The sequence below is a fragment of the Sphingomonas sp. CFBP 13603 genome (assembly GCF_014892665.1).
Taxonomy (GTDB): domain Bacteria; phylum Pseudomonadota; class Alphaproteobacteria; order Sphingomonadales; family Sphingomonadaceae; genus Sphingomonas.
This window is the reverse complement of record NZ_JADBIA010000013.1, coordinates 24,137-44,308: the sequence shown is the minus strand read 5'-3', so window position 1 is coordinate 44,308 and position 20,172 is coordinate 24,137. Positions and strand designations below refer to the sequence as shown.

Here is a 20,172-nt window from a genome sequence, read left to right as displayed (position 1 = left end):
CCACGGCGTCAGCAACGGCTTGATACGCGGCTAGCGGATTAGTCGTTGATGTCAGCAAGGAGATGGGGATGAAAATCGGGCTTTTCGTATCAGCTTTTGGGATGGCAGTCACTACTACCGCGTACGCTGAGCCTACCCGTGTGGTGGTTCGGGTATTGAGTCAGGACGGCAAGTTTGTCGGCGATCATACTGGCGGAGCGCGCATCACCCTCCGCGACGCCAAGTCCGGTAAAACGCTGGCTCAAGGCATTACGAAGGGCGGCACCGGGAACACTGACCGGATCATGCGAGCGACCGGTCGCTCTCCACTGTTACAAACCGACGACGCGGCAACCTTTGATACGATTGTCGACATTGCAGAGCCAACTCTAGTCGATATCGAGGTGGCTGGACCACTTGGGCGGCTTGGGTCGCTCCTCCAGGTAAAGTCTCAACGATGGATGGTGCCAGGCCAGGCAATCGATATCGGCAATGGCTGGATGGTCGAACTGCCTGGGCTGGCGATTACCCCGACCGCAATGCGCAGCGGCAGTGCCGTGGTGGTTCAAGCTAAGGTCGAGTTGATGTGCGGATGCCCAATCACCCCGGGGGGAGAATGGGATGCATCAGAGTATGTGGTAACAGCATCCGTCTGGTCGGCCGGCAAGAAACTGGTGACAACATCGCTGCCGTTTAAGGAATCGCCTGGCGTATTCGCCGGCTCGATAGACGTACCATCGTCCATCCCGACGCAAATCTACATCAGCGCCATCAATACTAGAACCGGAAACTCCGGACTGGCTATAATACCCAAATTTTAGGGCGGCTAGCCTCGTAGTCACATAAAGTAGCCATCATTTTGATTTTCTAAGAACGGCCTTAGCCGCTTTATTTAACTTATTTCGAAAATTGGGTTAGTTGGTCAGCAAAGCTAGAAAACATGACTAGCATGATCGCGTCAGGTTGCTAGGACTTGAAAATGGTGTCGACTTTTATCTACGCGTGCGCTGCTGTTGCAGAAATTGCCGGTTGTTTCGCCTTTTGGGCGTGGCTTCGCATGTCGAAGTCTCCGTTCTGGCTTATTCCCGGCTGCCTCTCCTTGGTGATTTTTGCCTATCTTCTGACCCGCGTCGATAGCGCTGCTGCGGGACGTTCCTATGCCGCCTATGGCGGCATCTACATCACCTTTGCGGTTCTATGGCTCTGGGGAGCGAAGGTGTCAGGCCTGACCGCTGGGATTTGGCTGGCACGGCACTCTGCATGTTAGGCGCCGGCGTAATCTTCTTTGGACCTCACCGCGCTTAACAGTCGGAATTCCCGATTGAGAAGGTCAACCAAGCCGCCCAGATGGGACAGGCACAAGGCCCCGCTACCTCCGCGCGACGGTCCCAAAACCTATTTCTGCTAGCGCTTCCCGAATGAGAAATAGTAACGAGGATGAAGAATTGCAGGATCTGATGTGCCAGCACTGCTATGCTGGAGGCCAGCAGGTAAGGCCACTAACGTTTACTGCCAGTGGTTGGTCAAGCCGACGCTGCGTCTGCGGCGGATGACTAAAGTTGCGTAGGAAAGCGCACCGCATGCGCTCTGCATCTGCAAACCCAACAAATAACGCGACTGTCCCGACCGGTTCATTCCCGTCGCGGAGACGGATGCGTGCGGCCTCGCAGCGCAGACGTTCGATCGCACGTGCAGGTGTTTCACCCGTCTCCTTCCGAAACAGGCGAGTGAATTGACGAACGCTCAGGCAGGCAGCCTCAGCAAGCCGATCGACTGACAACGGTTCTGAGAGGTGGTCGCGTGCGTAGGTTAGCGCCTTGCGGATGCGGTCGGTCCGCGGCTCCATCTGTGAGATTGCGGCGTACTGCGATTGTCCACCTGGTCGCCGGTGATACACGACGAGCTCGCGTGATACCGATTTGGCCATTTCTGCGCCGTGATCGACCTCAATGCGTGCCAGCATAAGGTCAATACCAGCGGTCATGCCCGCTGACGTCCAGATCGCACCATCGTTGATGAAAATCCGGTCTGCATCGACCGTCACTCTGGGATATCGATCCTGTAATCTTTGCGCGAACTGCCAGTGGGTTGTTGCTCGTTTGCCGTCCAGATAGCCCGCAGCGGCAAGCAGGAACGCACCGGTGCAAATGCTTGCGATGCTAGAGGCTTCGGCAGATGCACGCTGAATACCTGCAATGTTGTCAGGTTCCAGCATCGGTTCGATCATGCCGCCTACCACCACGACCGTCTCGGCTGGGGACGACCCCGCGAGGCGTGCCGTCAGGCTCAGCCCCGCATCACCCAAAACAGTATCGCCGTCTTTGGAGACGAGTTCGATCCGGTAATAGTCTGTGCCAAGCAGACGGTTTGCCGCAGTCAGAGCCGCCGTAGGCCCGGCTAGATCCAGAAGTTGGAAGCCTTCGCACAGGTAGAAAGCGAACGGCGCTGACATCGTACCTCCTTAGAACCAAGCCACATCACCTCCTATGCAAGTTGCTTCCGGATGCATCGGCAAAAGCGACCTATGGCCTAAATTGAGGGATTAATGCCCTACAGCCATCCGTGACGGGGCGGTAGTGCGCTCTTTGCCAACTGACACGTGTGATGGAATCAGCCATGAAGATCACCTCCTACGATGGCATGCTCGCCTCGCTCGCGCCCGAAGGCGTTCCGCCGTTCCACGTTGGTATCCTGATCGGACCCGGCTTCGTGCCGATGGACATCATCGGTGTGCAGACCGTGCTGGCGATGATGCCAGGATCGCAGATCCACTTTATCTGGAAGAACCATGACGTGGTCGAAGGCTTTCGATCGTGGCCGACCGTGCCTACGGCCACCTTCGAGACGTGCCCTCCGCTGGACGTCTTTGCGGTTGGTATGAACCCGCCCGAAGTCCAGAATGATCCAGACGTCATCGCTTTCACCCGGAAGGCGGCTGAAAGCGCGCGATATGTCATCGGCGTCTGCAATGGCGTCGCGCTCCTGGGTGCGGCCGGGTTAATCGAGGGACGGACGGTCGCAAGCAACTTTGCCGCCGAACGGCTTCTCGAGGACCTTGGCGCAGCCAAGGTGCTGGCGTCCGGCTCGGGGGCCGCGGTCGACGGCAATCTCTACACCGCCGGCCCCGGCATCGGTAGCTTCGAGGTGGCGCTGCTGGTTGCGGCAGACGCGTTTGGACGCGAAGCAGGCGAACTAGCGGAGTTCGCGATCGAGTATGACCCGCACCCTCCGTTCCGCACAGGCACCGTGGATGCTGCTTCATCGCAGATGCGAGACGCCGCCCGAGGGATGATCGGACCGATCATCGCTCAGTACCGCCGCTGAGGAGGCGACCCGTCCTGACGGGTCATACCATCGGCAAGTCCTGCTTCAGTCAAAGGATGATTTCATGTCCAAGTTCCTGCTTCCGATCGCAATCGGGTTCGTCGCGCTACTGCCACACGCCGGCAAGGCGCAGGACGCCAGCTTCTACGACTGTCAGAATGACAGGATTCCGATCGCGATCGCGTCGATGCCGTTGGACAAGGCGTTGGCCAAATTCACCAGTGTCACCCGTTGCCCGGTTTCGATCGACACGGATCGGATAAGAGGCCGCTCGACGCGCAGCATGAAGACCGCGCGGATCAAGGGGCGCTTGACGCCTGAACAGGCACTGGTCCGCATGTTGCGGAATACGCCACTCAATGGCCGGATGATCCACGGCGGCTTTTCGGTGAGCAATTAACCGTGGGTGGCGTCTCGTTCCGGAACGATGGGCCACTGATGGTGACGGCTTCGGGGCGAGAAGTCTCGCGCTATCCCCTTGTTTTGCGACTGCTGCACTGGAGCCGTGCGCTGCTAATTATCGGGATGCTCGGTGCAGGGTGGTGGATGACCCGGCTCGACGATACGGTTCCGTCAAAATACGGCACGTTCTATCCGATCCACAAGTCGTTCGGGTTGCTGGTCTTCGGCCTCGTCGTCACGCAGATCGCGATCCGATTGCGAACTGCGCTGCCGCCACCCGCTGCCGCAATTTCAATCTGGGAACAGCGGATGTCGACCTCGGTCCATACCGCTATGTACGTACTGCTAGTGGCAGTGCCGTTGATGGGCTACGCTATGTCGAGCAGCTATAGTCAAAGTGACGGAGTCACTTTGTTCTGCATTCCCGTTGCGGAGTTGCTATCCAAGGATGACGCTCGCTTCGCAGTTTTCCAGTGGCTGCACCGCGTTATGGCCTACACGCTTTTGACCATGATCGGGCTGCATGTCGCTGGTGTCGTGAAGCACCGGTATTTCGACACACGGCCTGGAAGCGATGTCCTGCCGCGCATGTTCTAGGCTGCGCCGGAACCGAAATCATCGAACTCATCCGTGTCGGTAGATTAGCCGGCGTTATCGAAAAGGAACATTACATGTCCTACATCATCCATGGCGCGACTGGAGCGCAGGGCGCGCCCCTCTACAAGCAGCTTCTCGCATCCAATCGGGCTGCGCTTGCTGCGGTACGCAGCCCCGCCAGTGCGCAAGACATGCCCGCCATCATCATGGACAACGGTTCGATCAAGTCGCTGATCGCTGCTTACACCGGTGCGGACGGCGTGTTCGTGCATCTGCCGCAGACGGCAGAATCCGTGCGGCTGGAACAGGCGAACAACATTGTCGAGGCAATAGCCGTCGCCCGGCCGAAGCGCGTTGTGATCTCAACCAGCGGCGCGATCGTTGATCAGCCCGAAAGCATACTGCAGGCATCTGCCGATAGTGCTATCGCAACGCTGCTCCGCGGCGTGGCCGACAGCGGCGTGTCTCATGCTGTCATCGCGCCGCGCCAGTATCTGGAAAACCTGCTGCTGCCGATGGTCATCGGGCCGGTGAAGTCGGACGGCGTGCTGCCCTACCCGATGCGCGAAGATTTCGCCGTATCGTGGAGTTCACACCTCGATGTGGCAATCGCGGCGGAACGGCTGCTGACCGACCATTCCGTGACTGGCATAGTCGGCATCGGCCATATCCCAGGTCTGACAGGTCCGGAACTGGCCCACGCGTTCTCAGAGCATCTTTCTCGCGAGATCCGGTTCGAGGCGCTGTCTCCCAAATCATTTGGCGCGCAGCTCGAACCACTGATCGGTCCTGCTGCTGTGAACATCGCAAGCTTCTACGCCGCGCTCCTGCAGATGCCTGATAACGTGGTGACTGCCAACACCAGCGCGCAGGAGCAACTCGGCCTTTGCCCGCGCAGCGTGGGGCAGTGGCTCACCGACATGGGAATTTAGGAGAGCCAGATCGGGCAGTTAGGGGGCGTTAATTAGATTCCCCCTCCAATCGCAATTCAGTCAGCAAACAACACTGATGTTGGCACGACCTCGGGATAGGCGAAGGCAAGCGCTGCCATGAACCTCGCGTGGACCTGTGGGGCCGGGACGTCGACGCCATCGCTGACCCGCGCGTGCGTAGCGCAGGCGTCGCCGACCACCGTCCGAAATCGAATGAGACACGCGCGGTTGCATCGATGCACATGTGGCTCACCGCGCCAAAGATCCCTACATCCGTGATGCTCGCCTCTTCCAAGATGTTCTTCAGTCCGGTGTCGCGGAAGGACTTGGGGGTAACGCTTGGACAGTATGGCCTCGCCATCGACGGGTGCCACGGCAGCAATGATCTCCGTGCCGTTCGTGCCGGCCGCGAACGGTGCATCTGCGAAACCGGGGGTCTCGTGGCGGAAGTGGACGATCAGGTCCTGTCGGTCCCGCGCGGCGGTGAGGACACACTTCGCATTCGCGATGGTCTGGTCCAGGTTCTTCAGTGGTAACTTACCGTCGGCTCGATACTCGTTCTGAAGATCGACCACGATCAGGGCGCGCTTTTCCATTCCCTTACTCCGGCGCACAGCTGGCGGCGGTTTTCGGCATTACTGACTTGTTGGTTGCCGCCGATCGCGTTGCAGCTAGGTCGGATCCAGCGTCTAGTGGTACGTTAGTCGTGGCCCATTGGGCTGCCATCGGCGTAAGGGGTACGCTTACACGGGTCTATTCCTCGGTTTCGCATACCACGACTCCATCTATCTACCTCCTTCCCCCGCACTGGACAGCCCGGCAACGATACGGTGCCGGTCGTGACGCGTTGGTTGCAAGAACGGTACGGACGGCGCCGTACTAACCTCGGTCTGCTTGGGCGCGTTCCTGCTCGGCGAAATGGATCTTCTCAACGGTCGTACGGTCACGACGCACTGGGCCTATGAGGATCGCCTCCTAAGCCGCTTTCCTCTGACGAAGCTCGACACGGATCGGATCGTCATTGACGACGATGACATCGTCACCGCTGGCGGTGTCATGGCGTGGGCGGATCTTTGCCTGACGATCATAGCCCGGTTCCTTAGGGATGCTGTGATGATCGAAGCGGCGCGTAGTTTCCTGATCGATCCGCCGGGGCGAGAGCAGATGCGATCCTGAAAGTGCAGAAGTTCATGCAAGGCAGTCAGGGCAAGATCGTCGACGTCCCGCCGCTCGCGGCGCAGGCGGGGCTGAAGGACCGGACGTTCCTGCGGCGCTTCCAAAAAGGCGACCGGCCACACGACGACGGACTATTGGCAGCGCTTGCGCATATCGAACGCGAGAGCGAAGCCGCGTGATACAGGGCTTGCGATCGATCAGATCGGCTGGGAGGTCGGCTACACGGATCCGAGCGCGTTCCATAAGGTCGTCAATCGGATCGTCGGCCTCTCCCCATCCGATTACCGACGACGGTTCGCGAGCGGGGATTAGCCGACGACCTGAATGGTGCCTGGGATTACGTCGGTCCGGGATATTCCATGAACAGGGCAACATGACGCGCGGCCTTCGGACCGTAGGTCTTGGTGATGTCGGCCAGCGCGATGTCCAGCGCGCGAGTGGCTTCATGTGCTTCGAGCGGGGCAAGGGTGCGATCGACTTTCGTGGGGCCTCCTGCCACCAGATCGGGCAGGAGGACCAGCCCGTGTGCAAGTCGCAGGGGAGCTCTGCTTGCCGCGACGGCGTAGGCCATCGTGTTCCCCGTCCGGCTGTAGGATTCCGCGGTCAACGCAAGCGCGATCTCGTCGTCTCCCGTCTTTACCGGGATACCGAGCTTGACATCGGGCTTCGCATGGCGCGCCGGCATGTCCGCATTACCCGGATCGGACTGGAACGCGTCGCTGTCATGCTTCGAACTCCAGCCGTCGATGCCGACGTCGCGTGCGACCTGGGCAGCCTTCGCGGGACCGGCGATCGCCTCGACAAGCGCGATCGAAGTCGGCATCGAGGCACTGACGCCGGCACTGGAGACTACTTTGCCGTCGGCGACGTAGCGGATGTTCTTCTGCCATTTCACGTTCGGGAAACGCCGTACCCGCATCTCTTCGTTGCTGTAGTGCGAGGTCGCCCGGTGGCCGTCGAACAGGCCGGTGTTCGCGACCGCCATCGCACCGTAGCAGATGCTGATTACGGTGCAGCCTTTGCCCGCCTGCGCCTTGATCCACCGCAGCAGGCCCGCATCACTGTCGTTTTCGACGGCCGGAACGAAGATGTAATCAGCGCCCTCGGGATGGCTCTTGTCGAATTCGTCCACGGTCGTCTGCAGCTGGAAGGTGAGCGGCTGCATCTTCACCGGACCAGGGGTCACCGACACCGATACGACGTCGGCCACGCCCGAGCGTGCCATCACGCCGAACGGAATGCAGAAATCGCTGATGATCGTGCCCTCGTTCAAGCCGACGATGGCGACAAGAGGCTTCGAGCGACCGAACCTTGATTTGTACGGTGCTATTCTCTCCGGATTTGCATTCTTGGAGGCGTCGAAGAGCGAGGATGTCTTGGCGGCCTGTCCGGCTATCGCGGCCCTGCCAGCGAGTGCGAGCCCACCTAGTGTCACGGCTGCGGAGATGAGCGCTGTCCGTCGATTGAAGTCTTGCATTGAGCTTCCTGATTGCCGCCTATGCGACGATCTGTCTGCCAACGAAACGATGGCGTAAAGGACGTGGATCAGTGGTTTTGCGCCACAGGCCGCTTGGTTTCGAAGTTGTTGTCGCACAAGCTGAGCGACGCGTATGCGCTCGCTACCGGTTCATTGGGTCAATGAAGCACCTAAATGTTCAGAAGACTGAAATGACAGTCCGTTAGAGAGGATGGCCGTCGCAGCGTACGACCCGCGACGGCTTTCTTGCATACATAAGGATCAAGCGAATGCGCACCTCCATCGCCCGACTGGTAACTCCAACATTGACTGTGATGGTAACCGGCATTGGTGCCAACGCCAGCGCTCAGGGTCTCCAGTATGACTGCCGGAACGAACCGGTCGTCATCGCCATCCCGGGTGATCGACTGGACCGTGCGCTCAACCAGCTGCGCCTCACGACCCGGTGCCCGATTTCCGGCACGAAGCTGGCCAAGGGCAAGCGCTCAAAGCCTGTCGTTGGCACTATGGTGCCTCAACAGGCGTTGCAGGCCATGCTGGACGGTACGGGATTACAGATGCGATCGATCAAGGACGGATTTGAAATCGTCCGCGTTCCCCGCAACTGAACGTCAACGCCCAAAGGAGCATCGATCCGGGCTCATTCCCGGCCTGGTCATCCCTTCGAGGAGGCAGATCACATGGTGGGGTGAGCCGTAAGCCCCATCCATGCCGCCATCGCGATCATCATCAGGTTCTCGGTCAGCGACAGGAAGCCGAGCGGAACGTTGCTTGATCCGCCAACACACGCGCACTTAAGATCACGTCGGTCTATATATACGGCTTTGACCACGGACACCGCGCCGACCGTACCGATGACCAGCGCGATCGGCACCGACAGCCAGGTCAGCACGCCTGCGATCATCAGTACGCCCGCCAGTCCTTCGGCGAACGGATAGACGTACGAATACGGCACCCAGCGCTTCGCCAGCAGGTCGTAGTTGAGGAACATCGTCGCGAAGCCCTCGATGTTCTGGAGCTTCAACAAGGCCAGTACCGTCATGCTGAACCCGATGAACCACGCCGCAGCCTGCGGCGTGAACGGCGTGGCATATGCCGCGTGGCTTACAGCCAGAGCCATCGACGCGGTGATGGCGAACAATGCCGCTACGGGCCGGTAGGTGGTCGCCTTGGGATCGGCGACGGTCTTGCCGAGATGCCGGCGCAAATCGTCGTATCCGCCGATCCGTTCACCGCCGATGAAAGTCTGCGGCGTCGTCTTCACACCGTATTTCGCCTTGAACGCATCGGTATCGGCGCGCGTGCGCAACCAGCGATCCTCGACGGCATAGCCTTCTCGGCGCAGCAGGTCCTTCGCCTTCAACCCATAGGGGCACACGTGCTGGTCCATCACCATGCGGTAGAGAACGGCTTGGCGGGGATCGGCGATTGAAGTCATTGCAGCGGCCTTTGGCTGGTATCCATGCACTGCCACTTGTATAGGGTCCGTACCGTGGTACGGAGTCAAGGGATGTCGGGATTTACGATTGCCGGGCTGGCGCGCGCGGGCAATGTGGGTGTTGAGACGGTTCGCTACTATCAACGGCGAGGCCTTCTCGAGACGCCGGCTCGACCGGACGGGTACGGCCAGTCGGGGAGTATCCGGCGCTATGACAACGACGATGTTCGTAGGCTTCGGTTCATCCGTTCCGCGCAGGCAGCCGGTTTCACGCTTGAGCAGATCAGCGAACTGCTCGCGCTCGACGCGACCGAGGATCGGGCAAGGGTCCGGGCGCTGGCGAAGGAGCGGCTCGTTGCGCTGGGCTTGCAGATCGAGGCGCTGGAAAAGGCGCGGGACTCGCTTCGACGGCTAGCACGCGAATGCGCCAGCGGTTCCGCGGGACCGTGCCCGATCCTGACCTCGTTCGATCACGCCGGAGGATGAACGCCGTGAAACCTTCCGCATGATCGAAAGGTAGCGCTGAGCTCGATCCGGATATCACTTCCCCTCCAGTGTCTTCAGATAGTTTTCGTGGTCCTGCGCCGTGCCTACGAAGCGCTTCATGCGAGCCAGGTTCTCGGGGGGCAGTTCGGCTTCCGCTTTGGCAAGCCGGTCGGCGATCCAGCCGGCGTTGAAGTCGGGCACGCCAGCGCGCTTCAGATTCTCCGCGCGTCGGATCGAATCGCCGCTGCAGAGCACGAGCATCCAGCCGTACGTCCCCCGCTCGAACAACGCCCGACCGCCAAAGTCGCCTTGGGTCCAGTCCGCGATCGCGTGATCGCCGCTTATGACGACCGGACCAAGCTCGATCGGAAACCGCGCACTGCCGAAGTGCGCTTCGGTCGCTTGAGCGATGCGTCCTTTGTCGACGACCGTGTTCGGAATGCCGCAGCCGGCGAGCGCAAAAGCGCCCGCCATCCCGAGAAACCTAAGCATCGATCAGTCGCTTCAGTCTAGTTACCGCCTGAGCCTCCGGTTCCTTGGCGTCCATCGTGTCGACAAATTGCCCATCACGATCGAACAGCAGTATCCGCGCGGTGTGATCGATCGTGTAATCGCCGTTCGGCAGCGGCACACGTTCGACATAGATCTTGAACGACTTCTCCATCCGCTTCAGCTCGGCTGGGTCTCCGGTCAGACCGATCACCGGCGCATCGAACATCGAGAGGAAGCTGGCGATGTCCTCCTTCTTGTCGTGCTCGGGATCGACCGAGACGAACACGACGTTCATCTTGTCCGCGTCGGTCCCGAGCCGCTTGCGGAGCAATTCCATGCGCGCCATCGTCGTCGGGCACACATCCGGGCAACGCGTGAAGCCGAAGAAGATCGCGTAGGGCTTGCCCTTGAGCGTCTCGTTGGTAACCGTCTTTCCCCTGGTGTCGACCAGTGTGAACGGCCCGCCTGGTCCCGCGCGTAGCGATGTCGTGGCGCTATTGCCGGAGGCATTAGGTTGGCGCGAACATCCCGTGACGGTCATGACCAGCCCGAACGTGAGGACGGTTGCCAGAGCGGTACCGCGCAGCAACCCGCGTGTGCGTGGATACGACATCACTTATGCCCCCCATCCTGACCGGCCGGCGCTGCATCGCCAGCGCCACCGATGACGAACTGCACGGTCACCGTCCCCGCGCGCGCGAAACGCAGCGTCGCCGGAACCCGTTCGCCTGCCTTGAGGGGAGACTTCAGGCCGATCAGCATGATGTGATTGCCGCTCGGCGCGAGCGTTGCAGTGCCGCCTGCCGGCACTGCGAGACCATCGACGAGCTGGCGCATCCGCATGACCCCGCCGTCCATCGACATGGTGTGGATCTCGACGCGTTCCGCGCGCGGCGACGTGGCGGAAATAAGCCGGTCTCCTCGCGCGCCAACGTTGCGGATCGTCAGGAAGCCCGCCCCTACCGTGGCACGCGGCGACGTAGCCCGCGACCAGGGCTGCGAGATGGTGAGCGAGCCCTTGCGGACATCCTGCGCAAGGGCAGGGGTGGCAAGCGTGGCGACGAGCGCCAGCGCGATGCGATAGGTCATTTTACTTCCTTTGATAGGGTTCAGCGCGTGCGCGCAGCAGCGAAGCGGTCCGAAACGGTCTTCCAATTCACAACCTGCCACCAGCCATCGAGATAGTCGGCGCGGCGGTTCTGGTATTTGAGGTAGTAGGCGTGTTCCCACACGTCGTTGCCCAGCACCGGGGTGCCCTTCACATCGGCGACATCCATCAGCGGATTATCCTGGTTGGGGGTGGATGTGATGGTGAGCGTGCCATCCGCCTTGACCACCAGCCACACCCAGCCCGAGCCGAACCGCTTCGTACCGGCTTCCCTGAAGGCGACCTTGAATGCCGCGAGCGAACCGAACTGCCGATCGATTGCGGCCCCGAGCGCGGCGGAGGGCTGCCCGGACTGTGCGGCCGGCGCCATCGTCTTCCAGAAGAAGCTGTGGTTCCAATGACCGCCGGCGTTGTTCCGGACGACCGGCGGGAGCGTGCTGGCCTTCGCCACCAACGCCTCCAGCGACCGGCCCGCGAGCGACGGATCGGCCACTACGACCTTGTTCAGCGCATCGACATAGGCCTGATGATGCTTGTCGTGGTGGATCGTCATGGTCGCCGCGTCAATCGCGGGATCAAGCGCATCGGTGGCATAGGGCAAGGCAGGAAGCGAGAACGGTGCCGGCGCGACTTGCGCGAACGACGGCAGTGGCAGGCACAGAGCGATTGCCCCGAAAAACAGGCAGCGAAACATTAATGATTTCCTTCTCGCGGAAAGCTCTGTCGATTGTCCGCAAGAGGCGGTTGCCGACATGGTGTCGGGTGCCTCCCAGTCAGGTGATCGACATGACGAGCCTGCGCACGCACCTGGTTAGGCGCCGGGTGCACGGTGACAGTGCCGCTCCATCCGGTCATGCCGGTGGGCGGACGATCGTCATTTCAGCGAGAGCGGTGGTCCACGCAGCGGTGGGCGTAGATACGGATGTGGTTGCAGCGTTGCCCCGGGCGCCGCCAGCAAGGCCGACGTGGCGACAACGGCAAGTGCGGCCAACAGGATGACGGGATCGACGGCGCCGAGGATCTGTGCCGAAAGACCGGCATAGGCGCAGGGCATCTCGGTCTTGCCGTGATCGGTCGACGGCTGGTGGTCGGGCATCGCTGCCTTCGTCGTGGCCATGTCGTCGCCCATTCCGGGCATCGCCATCGCTTCGGTCGTCATGCCCGAGCAAGTAACGATGGTGATCGCAGCGCGATCGTTCGCGATCATGTACCCGGTCGGAACGAGCAGCTTCAACAGCAGCACAGCGACACATAGCAGCACGGCAAGATGACGTTGCGCAAGGAGGCGGCGGATCGCAGGCACGACGGAGAGCTATCGTGATCAGGGGGCCTTGTCACTTGGGCATTCTGCCCACGTGACAAGGGGGTTTCGGTGGCTAGTCATGCGATAAGTAGGCGCTGGGTTCGGCCTCGGGCCGGGAAATTTGCGATGATACCATCCGGCGTACGAGTATTCACGAACTACTGGGGAGCGACACATGGTCGACTGCGATCGCCGGACGGCAACGATGATGACTCTGTTTGGAACGCTTCTGGCAAGCGGAACGGCGCCCTTGGAGGCATCAAACACCAGCGCCGAACCGAACGGCTACATGGACAAGGTTCCTGCCGCCTGGAAGGGCAATGAGCAGATCGGCATCGTCCTGTACGATCACGTCACGGCGCTCGACGTCATCGGGCCGCATTATTTCCTGGGCCGGCTGGCCGGTGCGACAATCCACTTCGTTGCCGACAGCATCCGCCCGATACCGTCCGAGAACGGCCTCGTCCTGACGCCGACCGCCACGTTCGAGACCTGCCCAAAGGATCTCGACGTGTTGCTGATCGGTGGCGGTACCGCCGGCACGCTGGCGGCGATGCGCGATCCGGCGATGCTCGCCTTCCTGCGCGATCGTGGAGCGCGCGCCAAGTGGGTGACGAGCGTCTGCACGGGATCGCTCGTGCTCGGTCGGGCCGGACTCCTTAAAGGGTATCGCGCGACGTCGCATTGGATCGGCCGACCGCTGCTGAAGGAATTCGGCGCGATCGAAGTCGACGAGCGTGTCGTCTTCGACCGCAACAGGGCGACCGGGGCAGGGGTCTCCGCGGGCCTCGACCTAGCGCTTGCCCTGATCCAGCGGCTTCGTCCTACCGAGTTTGCGCAGATCGTCCAGCTGTTTGCTGAATATGCACCGGCGCCTTCGCTCGATAGCGGTACGCCGAACCACGCGCCCCCTGCGGTACTCGCTCGGGCGCAGGACATGCTTACGGGCTTCGTGGCAGGTGTGCGTGAAGTCGCCGCCACGGCGAATGATCGACGCCCGGGCTGATAAGACCACCAATTAGAGCGTGCGCCGACGGACGCCGGCACGTGGCGCGTACCGATGCATGCAGCCCCCCTTCCGGCCTGGAAACTCGCCTTTCCCGGCCGGAATAGGAGAGACTAAAGTAGCACCGTACGAATGGCGAAGGCGACCGCTGCGAGCGCCAAAACGCTCGCGGTCCAGATCACCGCCAGCCAGCACAGCCGTCGGACGAGCTGGGATCCGGGCGCGGCCATCAATGATACCCCTCGCCGACCTTGCCTCGGAACACCCAATAGGCCCAACCGGTATAGGCGATGATGATCGGGATGATGACGACGGTCCCGACCAGCATGAACAACTGGCTCTGCGCCGGAGCCGCAGCGGCCCAGATCGTGACGGCACGCGGCACAACGTAGGGAAAGACGCTGATGCCCAGTCCGACGTATCCCAACAGGAACAGCACCAGCGACGCGAGGAAGGGCAGCTTGTGTCGCCCGCGGGCGATCGACCAGAAAAGGACTCCGGTGATCAGGACGACCAGCAACGGCACCTGCGCTGTCAGCAGGACGCCCGGCATCGCGAACCAGCGTCGCCAATAGTCGTAGCTGAGGAACGGCGTCGCTGCGCTGACCGCGGTCATGGCCACGACCGTAGCGATGCTCAGCATCCTGGCCATCCGCCGTGCATGAGCCTGTGCGGGACCGTCCGTCTTGCCGATCAGCCAGGTCGCGCCGAGCAACGCATAGCCGACGGCTACCGAGATACCGGTCAGGACGGTGAACGGAGTGAGCCAGTCCAGCCATCCCCCGGCGAAAGCACGGCCCACGACCCGGATGCCCTGCAGGATCGCGCCGAGCATCATGCCCTGGGCGATTGCTGCGACCAGAGAACCCAACGTGAAGGCCCTGTCCCACCAACGTCTGTGCACCGGATCGCGCCAGCGGAACTCGAACGCCACCCCGCGAAACACCAGGCCCAGCAGCATGGCGATCACCAGCGGATAGGTGGCAGGAAGGATAATCGCATAGGCTAGAGGGAAGGCCGCGAACAGCCCGCCCCCGCCTAGCACCAGCCACGTCTCGTTTCCGTCCCACACCGGCGCGATCGAATTCATCGCGGCGTCCCGCTCCGCCCCAACCTCGAAGCCGGGGAACAGGATGCCGATGCCAAGATCGAAACCGTCCATGACGACATAGGCGAATATGCCGAATGCGATAATGACGGCCCAGACGACGGTAAGGTCCAGACTGTATGTCAGGCCGGTCATGCGTCCTTCTCCTTGTTGGTCGGCTCGAAGGCAGCTGCGGGCGTGATCCCGCCGGCATGGCGGGGCGTGCGGCGCGGCTCAGCCTCATGCGCTTCGGGTGGTTTGGCGATCAGGCGAAGGACGTAGAGGACGCCCAATCCGAAGACCGCGAAGTAGACGACGACGAAAGCGGCAAGTGACGTCGCCACTGCGGGGGCCGCAATCGGCGAGCGCGCGTCCGCCGCCAGCATATGACCATAAATGACCCATGGCTGCCGGCCGACCTCGGTCGTGATCCAGCCGGCGAGCACTGCCACAAAGCCCGCCGGTCCCATTGCCACCGTCGCGCGGTGTAGCCAGGGTGTATCGTACAACCGACCTCGCCACCGTGCCCACAGCCCCCAGACGCCGAGCATGAGCATTGCCAGCCCAAGCCCGACCATGATCCGGAACGACCAGAACAGGATCGTTGCCGGGGGACGTCGATTGCGCGCGAAATTCTTCAGTCCCGGCAGCGGGGCGTTCAAGTCGTGGCGCAGGATCAGCGAACTGAGCCTCGGTATCTCCACGGCATAGCGGACCTGCTCGTCGCGGTCGCTGGGCAGGCCGAACAGGATGAGCGGCGCTCCGTCGGGATGCGCGTTGTAATGCCCTTCCATAGCCAGCACCTTGGCCGGCTGATGCTCGAGCGTGTTCAGCCCATGCTCGTCGCCGGCCAGGATCTGGAGTGGCGCCATGACCGCGACCATGCCCAGGCCCATCGCCAGCATCTTGCGCGCGCCGAGGTTCGCCCGATCGCGCAGCAGGTGCCATCCACCAACCGCGGCGACGACCAGCGCCGTCGTCAGGAATGCGGCAATGACCGTGTGAGTAAGCCGGTAAGGGAAACTGGGGTTGAAGATGATCGGCAGCCACGATCCTGCGGGGACGAACTGCCCCTGCGCGTTGATCGCGAAGCCGGTCGGAGTGTGCATCCAGCTGTTGACGCTCAAGATCCAGGTCGCCGAGATCAGGGTGCCAAGCGCCACCATGCAGGTAGCGAAGAAATGCAGTCCGCGCCCGACTTTCGTGATGCCAAACAGCATTACGCCGAGGAAGCCCGCTTCCAGAAAGAAGGCTGTGAGCACCTCGTAGGCCATCAACGGACCGATCACGGGGCCGGCTCGGTCAGAGAACACCGACCAGTTCGTGCCGAACTGGTAGGACATTACGATGCCGGAGACGACGCCCATACCGAACACGATCGCGAAGATCTTGAGCCAGTAGCGGTAGAGGTTGGCGTACACGCCGCGCCCGGTCCTGAGCCAGAGGCCCTCGAGCGTCATCAGGAAGCTGGCGAGCCCGATCGAAAACGCGGGAAACAGGAAGTGGAAGGATACCGTGAAGGCGAACTGTATCCGTGCGAGAAGAAGCGCATAATCTGTCATGGGAGGCCTGTTCGTCGTGTCGGACCCGGCCGGACACGGTGCGATGCCGAGCGACCAGCGCCCGGCACCAAGTTCATCCTGCCGTGCTCGTAGCCGGCTGCAGATCGACCGCGCGTGCACGCTCGTCGGCCGCGCGTTCGAGCATGAGGAGCATCGCGGTAACCGCGACCAGCAGGACGACGAAGATGTCGAGCTTTCGGCGAAAACGCCGTTCACCGGGCGTCAGCATTTCGGTGCCCTGCCGATCAGGTAAGGGTTGCTCTGACGCCGCGCGCGCGACGTCCTCGCCCGGACGGACGATGATTTTGACATGGATGATCCTGTTCCGCCTGCGATCGACGCGGGCATCTCTGACGAAGCGGGGCGCCGCGCATCGGCTCAGCTGGATGAGATCGAGCGAGCGGACGTTGAGACGCGTGGATGACTGGTCAGAGGGGGAAGGGGGGGCCTCGAGCCCAAGGTCGCAGTCCGTACCGCAGCGTTTCGACTGGTGCCGATCCGGGACGTAGGCCGCTGCCCATCGTGAAGGCCAGAGCGACGATCAGCAGGTCGAGCGGTATGGCAGCAAGCGCCGCTATCGTCAGGCCGGCATAGGCACACGGCGCGTCATGCTTTGCGGGGGCGTCGTGGCTCGCATCGTCCGGCTGCTGCGTCAGTTTGGGCATTTCCAGTACCATCGGCTCGGTCATCGTGCCCGAGCAAATCGATACGACCATCTTACCGTGCGATATCGTCGGCATGTATCCGCTCGGTACGACAAGGCGTAATGCAAGCGATACCGCAAGGATCAAGACTATCGCCAGCGAATGGTCTCGAACAAGATGGCGAATAGCCGGCATGAGAATGCGCTAGGTCACGATATCGTCTTAGTCGATGTGACATTATGTCTCATGTGCGCTGCAGGGCTGGTGCTTGATTCCGTTCCGACATCCCCATGATACTGGGAACCCGCGATTATTTTGCCTTCTTGGCAACGAATGTTCACGGGCAGAATTGCGCGTGGAACGACGGCAGGTTCTGATCGCACGATCGTCACGGGGAGGTCATCCTGTCCAAGTGACAGTTGCTCATGACTGGGCTAGCTCGCGTCTGGTGTTCGCACTTCGCCGCCATGTTCTGGCTCATCGCCACCTTGCTGCGCTGATCTGCGTCGCAGCGCTGGCGCTGAAGCTGCTGATCCCGTCGGGCTACATGATCTCCGCCGAGCACGGTCGGATCGCCATCACGATCTGCTCGGGGTTCGCACCGCAGACCATTAGCCCTGGCACGAGCAGAGACATGGACATGACCATGCCGGAAATGCACGGCGACATGGCCGATCAAGGCAAGTCCGACGAGCATGGCAGGACGGAGATGCCGTGTGCGTTCTCCAGCCTTTCGGCGCACGCGCTCGCGGCGGTCGATCCCGTCCTGCTGATCGCGGCCATCGCCTTCGTCATGGCGGTTGGCTCGCGAGCGGTCGGATCGCCGCGCCTTGCACTTACGCCGCATCTCCGGCCGCCCTCGCAAGGCCCGCCCGTCTTCCGTTGACCTGTTGAATCGCACCTGCCTCCCATCGGGGGCGGGTCCCTGTCGTTCATGGTGCGCTGCCAAAGGCTCGCGCGCCAGTCAAAGGCATTTTCGATGTTTCGACCGAAGTCTCTTCTTGGGACGACGATGGCTGTCGCCGTCGCCGCGCCCTGTACGTCTTTCTCAATTCCGACCGTGCACGCTCAGAACGTCGAAGCTCGGACTGCGCCGATTGACCCCATACCGACCAATGCCGGGCCAAGCTGGGCTGGCGATATGATCGTCGTCACGGGTATCCGCGACGGATATGCCGTTCCCGAGACGGCGTCCGCGACGCGCACCACCACGCCTTTGATCCATGTGCCGCAGTCGGTGCAGGTGCTGACCGGCGCGCTGCTGCGCGAACAGGATCGTCGCCAGCTCGGCGAGGCTTTGGCGAATGTGTCGGGTGTCGTCGGCAACCGCCCCGAGGAGGGCTTGACCGTAGGGCCGATCGTGCGCGGCTTCATGGCGGAGATCTATCAGGATGGCCTGCCGATGTTCGGCGCGTTTTCGGCGGCCAACGATCCCGCAAGCCTGGTCGGCATCCGCAGGATCGACGTGCTGAAAGGCCCGAGCGCCACGCTCTACGGCGGCGGCGTCGGCTCGCCGCTTGGCGGCCTCATCAATATCGAAAGCGAGCGCCCCGGAACCAAGCTTCAGGGCTATGCCGCGATCCGGGCCGGAAGCTTCGCGACTTTCAATCCTTACGGCGAACTCGACGTGCCGATCACAACGGGCATTTCCGCGCGTATCGCCGGCGAATATCAGAGCAACGACCACTGGGTCGACCGGATCGAGGGCGAGCGGATCTTCGTCCAGCCGAGCATCGCTTTCCAGCTCGGCACCCGGACCGACCTGATGGTGCAGGGGCAATATGGTCGCCGTGAGCAACTGGAATATTCGGGGCTTCCCGCCGCGCAGACCTTGGCAGGCGAAGTGGATCGCAATGCCTTTCCCGGCGCGCCGAACGGTCAGCCGCGGTCCAGTACCACGAACCAGATGGTTACCGGCACCTTGCGGCACGACTTCGGCGACGGCGTGCGGTTGACCGTCACAGGCCGCTATTACGAAAGCCGCGTGCCGCAGTTCGGGACCTTCATTTATCCGGACATGTACCCGGCCGACCCCGCCACCCCGACGACCTATCCGCTGCTCGCGCTCAACATGCTCAGCCATTTCGAGGAGGCGACGTTCGAGGCGAACCTGGTCGCCAAGACGGAGATGGTGGGCGGGACGCACACGTTCCTCGTCGGGGCGAGCTACGACCATACCGATTTCTATTCGGACATGGCCTTCACGGGCATGACGCGCGGATCGATCGACCTCGCCGATCCGACCTACGACGTGTCGTTCGGCGAAATCCTGCCTCCCAGTCTCCTGCAGACGGACCGATACGAGACGCGGGCCATCTACGCGCAGGATCAGGCCGATTATGGCTGGCTGCACCTCACCGGATCGCTTCGCTACACGCGGCTCAGGTTCCGCGAGGACCAGCAGGCGACAGACGAAACGTATCATCGGCTGTCGCCGCGGATCGGTGCGACGGTCGACGTCGTGCCGGGGGTAGCGCTCTATGCCGGTTATGCCACAGCCTTTCGTGGCGCGTTCGGCCTCATGAGCCGCTTTACGCCGCGGCCGGAAACGTCGCGCAACGTCGAAGGTGGCATCAAGCTTGCGGCGACCGGCATCGGCCTGTCGGGCACGCTGGCGGTGTACGAACAGACGCGCAACAACGTCGCGACGCCCGATCCCGATCCGGCCTTTCCGTTTTTCGTGGTGCAGACCGGGCAGCAGCGATCGCGCGGGATCGAGGCCGACCTGATCTGGGAACCGCGCCCGGCGTTCTCGATGATCGCGAACTACGCCTATACCGATGCTGCGGTCACCCATGACACCAACACATCGCTGATCGACGACCGGTTGCCGCGCGTGCCGCGGCACAGCGGCCGTATCGCCGCACGGTATCGCGTTCTGCGCGGTGCAGCGAAGGGCCTGTCGCTGGGTGCGGGCGTCACCGCCTTCACCGCGCGCGAGATCACGCTGCCCAACAGCGTGTCCGTGCCGGGCTATGCGGCGATCGACGCGCAGGCATCCTATGACATCGGGCGGTTCACTGTGCAGGTGTCAGCCGTCAACCTGGGCGGCGCGCGCAGCTTCGACACCTATCAGTATTTCGCCTTCCCGGTCGTGATGCCGACGCAGCCGCGCTCGGCGTTCGTCACGCTCAAGACGCGTCTCTGAAAGGATATATC

General features: G+C 62.0%; 26 protein-coding genes and 2 pseudogenes. 15 read left to right on the top strand and 13 right to left on the bottom strand.

Features of this window, described 5'->3' with window-relative positions:
• Nucleotides 1-68 precede the first annotated feature (68 nt).
• Together IFR23_RS17170 and IFR23_RS17165 are read left to right on the top strand one after the other, a co-directional pair.
• Complete coding sequence (locus IFR23_RS17170) at nt 69-800, top strand: hypothetical protein (RefSeq protein ID WP_192976927.1); 732 nt, start codon at nt 69-71, stop codon at nt 798-800.
• Between the two features lie 158 nt (nt 801-958).
• Nucleotides 959-1,284: pseudogene (locus IFR23_RS17165) on the top strand (YnfA family protein).
• A gap of 166 nt (nt 1,285-1,450) precedes the next feature.
• Here the strand turns inward: IFR23_RS17165 and IFR23_RS17160 are convergent.
• Nucleotides 1,451-2,431: a GlxA family transcriptional regulator gene (locus tag IFR23_RS17160; RefSeq protein WP_192976926.1), complete on the bottom strand. Its 981-nt coding sequence runs from the start codon at nt 2,429-2,431 to the stop codon at nt 1,451-1,453.
• 164 nt (nt 2,432-2,595) lie between these two features.
• Here IFR23_RS17160 and IFR23_RS17155 point away from each other — a divergent pair, with 164 nt between their 5' ends.
• The 4 genes from IFR23_RS17155 (at nt 2,596) to IFR23_RS17140 (ending at nt 5,234) form a co-directional block, all read left to right on the top strand.
• The gene (locus tag IFR23_RS17155) at nt 2,596-3,303 is read left to right on the top strand and encodes a DJ-1/PfpI family protein (RefSeq protein WP_192976925.1); all 708 of its coding nucleotides are present in this window, start codon (nt 2,596-2,598) and stop codon (nt 3,301-3,303) included.
• 64 nt (nt 3,304-3,367) lie between these two features.
• The gene (locus IFR23_RS17150; RefSeq protein WP_107959521.1) at nt 3,368-3,703 is read left to right on the top strand and encodes an STN domain-containing protein; all 336 of its coding nucleotides are present in this window, start codon (nt 3,368-3,370) and stop codon (nt 3,701-3,703) included.
• Between the two features lie 38 nt (nt 3,704-3,741).
• Nucleotides 3,742-4,302: a cytochrome b gene (locus IFR23_RS17145; RefSeq protein ID WP_192976924.1), complete on the top strand. Its 561-nt coding sequence runs from the start codon at nt 3,742-3,744 to the stop codon at nt 4,300-4,302.
• Nucleotides 4,303-4,376: 74 nt separating this feature from the next.
• Nucleotides 4,377-5,234 (top strand): SDR family oxidoreductase, encoded by an 858-nt coding sequence (locus tag IFR23_RS17140; RefSeq protein WP_192976923.1) that lies wholly within the window; start codon nt 4,377-4,379, stop codon nt 5,232-5,234.
• 56 nt (nt 5,235-5,290) lie between these two features.
• Here IFR23_RS17140 and IFR23_RS17135 read toward each other — a convergent pair whose 3' ends face one another.
• Nucleotides 5,291-5,830, bottom strand: a complete 540-nt coding sequence (locus tag IFR23_RS17135; RefSeq protein WP_197978511.1) for an isochorismatase family protein — start codon at nt 5,828-5,830, stop codon at nt 5,291-5,293.
• A gap of 280 nt (nt 5,831-6,110) precedes the next feature.
• Here IFR23_RS17135 and IFR23_RS20055 point away from each other — a divergent pair.
• From IFR23_RS20055 to IFR23_RS20655, 3 genes and pseudogenes are all read left to right on the top strand, one after another.
• Nucleotides 6,111-6,410: pseudogene (locus IFR23_RS20055) on the top strand (DJ-1/PfpI family protein); the annotation flags it as partial.
• Between the two features lie 2 nt (nt 6,411-6,412).
• On the top strand, nt 6,413-6,589 hold the full coding sequence (locus IFR23_RS20050; protein ID WP_197978509.1) for a hypothetical protein: 177 nt from the start codon (nt 6,413-6,415) through the stop codon (nt 6,587-6,589).
• Entirely contained in the window at nt 6,555-6,722 is a 168-nt protein-coding gene (locus IFR23_RS20655; protein WP_197978517.1) for a helix-turn-helix domain-containing protein, read from the top strand. The genes IFR23_RS20050 and IFR23_RS20655 overlap by 35 nt, the downstream gene beginning before the upstream one ends.
• A gap of 25 nt (nt 6,723-6,747) precedes the next feature.
• On the opposite strand, the gene IFR23_RS17125 is transcribed toward IFR23_RS20655, so the two are convergent.
• On the bottom strand, nt 6,748-7,683 hold the full coding sequence (locus tag IFR23_RS17125; RefSeq protein WP_192976922.1) for a DJ-1/PfpI family protein: 936 nt from the start codon (nt 7,681-7,683) through the stop codon (nt 6,748-6,750).
• A 473-nt stretch (nt 7,684-8,156) separates the two neighbouring features.
• Here IFR23_RS17125 and IFR23_RS17120 point away from each other — a divergent pair, with 473 nt between their 5' ends.
• Entirely contained in the window at nt 8,157-8,495 is a 339-nt protein-coding gene (locus IFR23_RS17120; RefSeq protein ID WP_192976921.1) for an STN domain-containing protein, read from the top strand.
• A 68-nt stretch (nt 8,496-8,563) separates the two neighbouring features.
• On the opposite strand, the gene IFR23_RS17115 is transcribed toward IFR23_RS17120, so the two are convergent.
• Nucleotides 8,564-9,325: a glutaredoxin gene (locus tag IFR23_RS17115; protein WP_192976920.1), complete on the bottom strand. Its 762-nt coding sequence runs from the start codon at nt 9,323-9,325 to the stop codon at nt 8,564-8,566.
• Nucleotides 9,326-9,397: 72 nt separating this feature from the next.
• Here IFR23_RS17115 and IFR23_RS17110 point away from each other — a divergent pair, with 72 nt between their 5' ends.
• Entirely contained in the window at nt 9,398-9,811 is a 414-nt protein-coding gene (locus IFR23_RS17110; protein ID WP_192976919.1) for a MerR family transcriptional regulator, read from the top strand.
• Between the two features lie 54 nt (nt 9,812-9,865).
• Here the strand turns inward: IFR23_RS17110 and IFR23_RS17105 are convergent, their stop codons facing one another.
• The 5 genes from IFR23_RS17105 to IFR23_RS17085 all read right to left on the bottom strand — a co-directional run bounded on the left by IFR23_RS17105 (nt 9,866) and on the right by IFR23_RS17085 (nt 12,714).
• Nucleotides 9,866-10,303, bottom strand: a complete 438-nt coding sequence (locus IFR23_RS17105) for a copper uptake system-associated protein (RefSeq protein WP_146168898.1) — start codon at nt 10,301-10,303, stop codon at nt 9,866-9,868.
• Nucleotides 10,296-10,916, bottom strand: a complete 621-nt coding sequence (locus IFR23_RS17100) for an SCO family protein (protein ID WP_192976918.1) — start codon at nt 10,914-10,916, stop codon at nt 10,296-10,298. Before IFR23_RS17100 ends, IFR23_RS17105 begins: the two co-directional genes overlap by 8 nt.
• Nucleotides 10,916-11,392 carry a copper chaperone PCu(A)C gene (locus IFR23_RS17095; RefSeq protein ID WP_192976917.1) on the bottom strand — a complete coding sequence of 159 codons (477 nt, stop codon included), beginning with the start codon at nt 11,390-11,392 and terminating at the stop codon, nt 10,916-10,918. The genes IFR23_RS17100 and IFR23_RS17095 overlap by 1 nt, the downstream gene beginning before the upstream one ends.
• Before the next feature lie 20 nt (nt 11,393-11,412).
• Nucleotides 11,413-12,105, bottom strand: a complete 693-nt coding sequence (locus tag IFR23_RS17090; RefSeq protein ID WP_192976916.1) for a superoxide dismutase — start codon at nt 12,103-12,105, stop codon at nt 11,413-11,415.
• 180 nt (nt 12,106-12,285) lie between these two features.
• Nucleotides 12,286-12,714 (bottom strand): DUF2946 family protein, encoded by a 429-nt coding sequence (locus tag IFR23_RS17085; RefSeq protein WP_192976915.1) that lies wholly within the window; start codon nt 12,712-12,714, stop codon nt 12,286-12,288.
• A gap of 175 nt (nt 12,715-12,889) precedes the next feature.
• Here IFR23_RS17085 and IFR23_RS17080 point away from each other — a divergent pair, with 175 nt between their 5' ends.
• Nucleotides 12,890-13,720 (top strand): DJ-1/PfpI family protein, encoded by an 831-nt coding sequence (locus tag IFR23_RS17080; RefSeq protein ID WP_192976914.1) that lies wholly within the window; start codon nt 12,890-12,892, stop codon nt 13,718-13,720.
• A gap of 113 nt (nt 13,721-13,833) precedes the next feature.
• Here IFR23_RS17080 and IFR23_RS17075 read toward each other — a convergent pair whose 3' ends face one another.
• From IFR23_RS17075 to IFR23_RS17065, 3 genes are read right to left on the bottom strand one after another with little or no spacing between them, the layout of a single operon-like run.
• On the bottom strand, nt 13,834-13,950 hold the full coding sequence (locus IFR23_RS17075) for a DUF2474 family protein (protein ID WP_244655750.1): 117 nt from the start codon (nt 13,948-13,950) through the stop codon (nt 13,834-13,836).
• The gene (gene cydB, locus IFR23_RS17070) at nt 13,950-14,963 is read right to left on the bottom strand and encodes a cytochrome d ubiquinol oxidase subunit II (RefSeq protein ID WP_192976912.1); all 1,014 of its coding nucleotides are present in this window, start codon (nt 14,961-14,963) and stop codon (nt 13,950-13,952) included. The genes IFR23_RS17075 and cydB overlap by 1 nt, the downstream gene beginning before the upstream one ends.
• On the bottom strand, nt 14,960-16,369 hold the full coding sequence (locus IFR23_RS17065) for a cytochrome ubiquinol oxidase subunit I (RefSeq protein ID WP_192976911.1): 1,410 nt from the start codon (nt 16,367-16,369) through the stop codon (nt 14,960-14,962). Before IFR23_RS17065 ends, cydB begins: the two co-directional genes overlap by 4 nt.
• Here IFR23_RS17065 and IFR23_RS17060 point away from each other — a divergent pair.
• Complete coding sequence (locus IFR23_RS17060) at nt 16,368-16,622, top strand: hypothetical protein (RefSeq protein WP_192976910.1); 255 nt, start codon at nt 16,368-16,370, stop codon at nt 16,620-16,622. The genes IFR23_RS17065 and IFR23_RS17060 overlap by 2 nt on opposite strands.
• Before the next feature lie 175 nt (nt 16,623-16,797).
• Here IFR23_RS17060 and IFR23_RS17055 read toward each other — a convergent pair whose 3' ends face one another.
• Entirely contained in the window at nt 16,798-17,208 is a 411-nt protein-coding gene (locus IFR23_RS17055; RefSeq protein WP_342344991.1) for a DUF2946 family protein, read from the bottom strand.
• A 253-nt stretch (nt 17,209-17,461) separates the two neighbouring features.
• Here IFR23_RS17055 and IFR23_RS17050 point away from each other — a divergent pair, with 253 nt between their 5' ends.
• A complete protein-coding gene (locus IFR23_RS17050) occupies nt 17,462-17,899 on the top strand; it encodes a hypothetical protein (protein ID WP_192239522.1) in 438 nt (145 codons plus the stop codon).
• A 255-nt stretch (nt 17,900-18,154) separates the two neighbouring features.
• Complete coding sequence (locus tag IFR23_RS17045; protein ID WP_192976908.1) at nt 18,155-20,161, top strand: TonB-dependent siderophore receptor; 2,007 nt, start codon at nt 18,155-18,157, stop codon at nt 20,159-20,161.
• Nucleotides 20,162-20,172 lie beyond the last annotated feature (11 nt).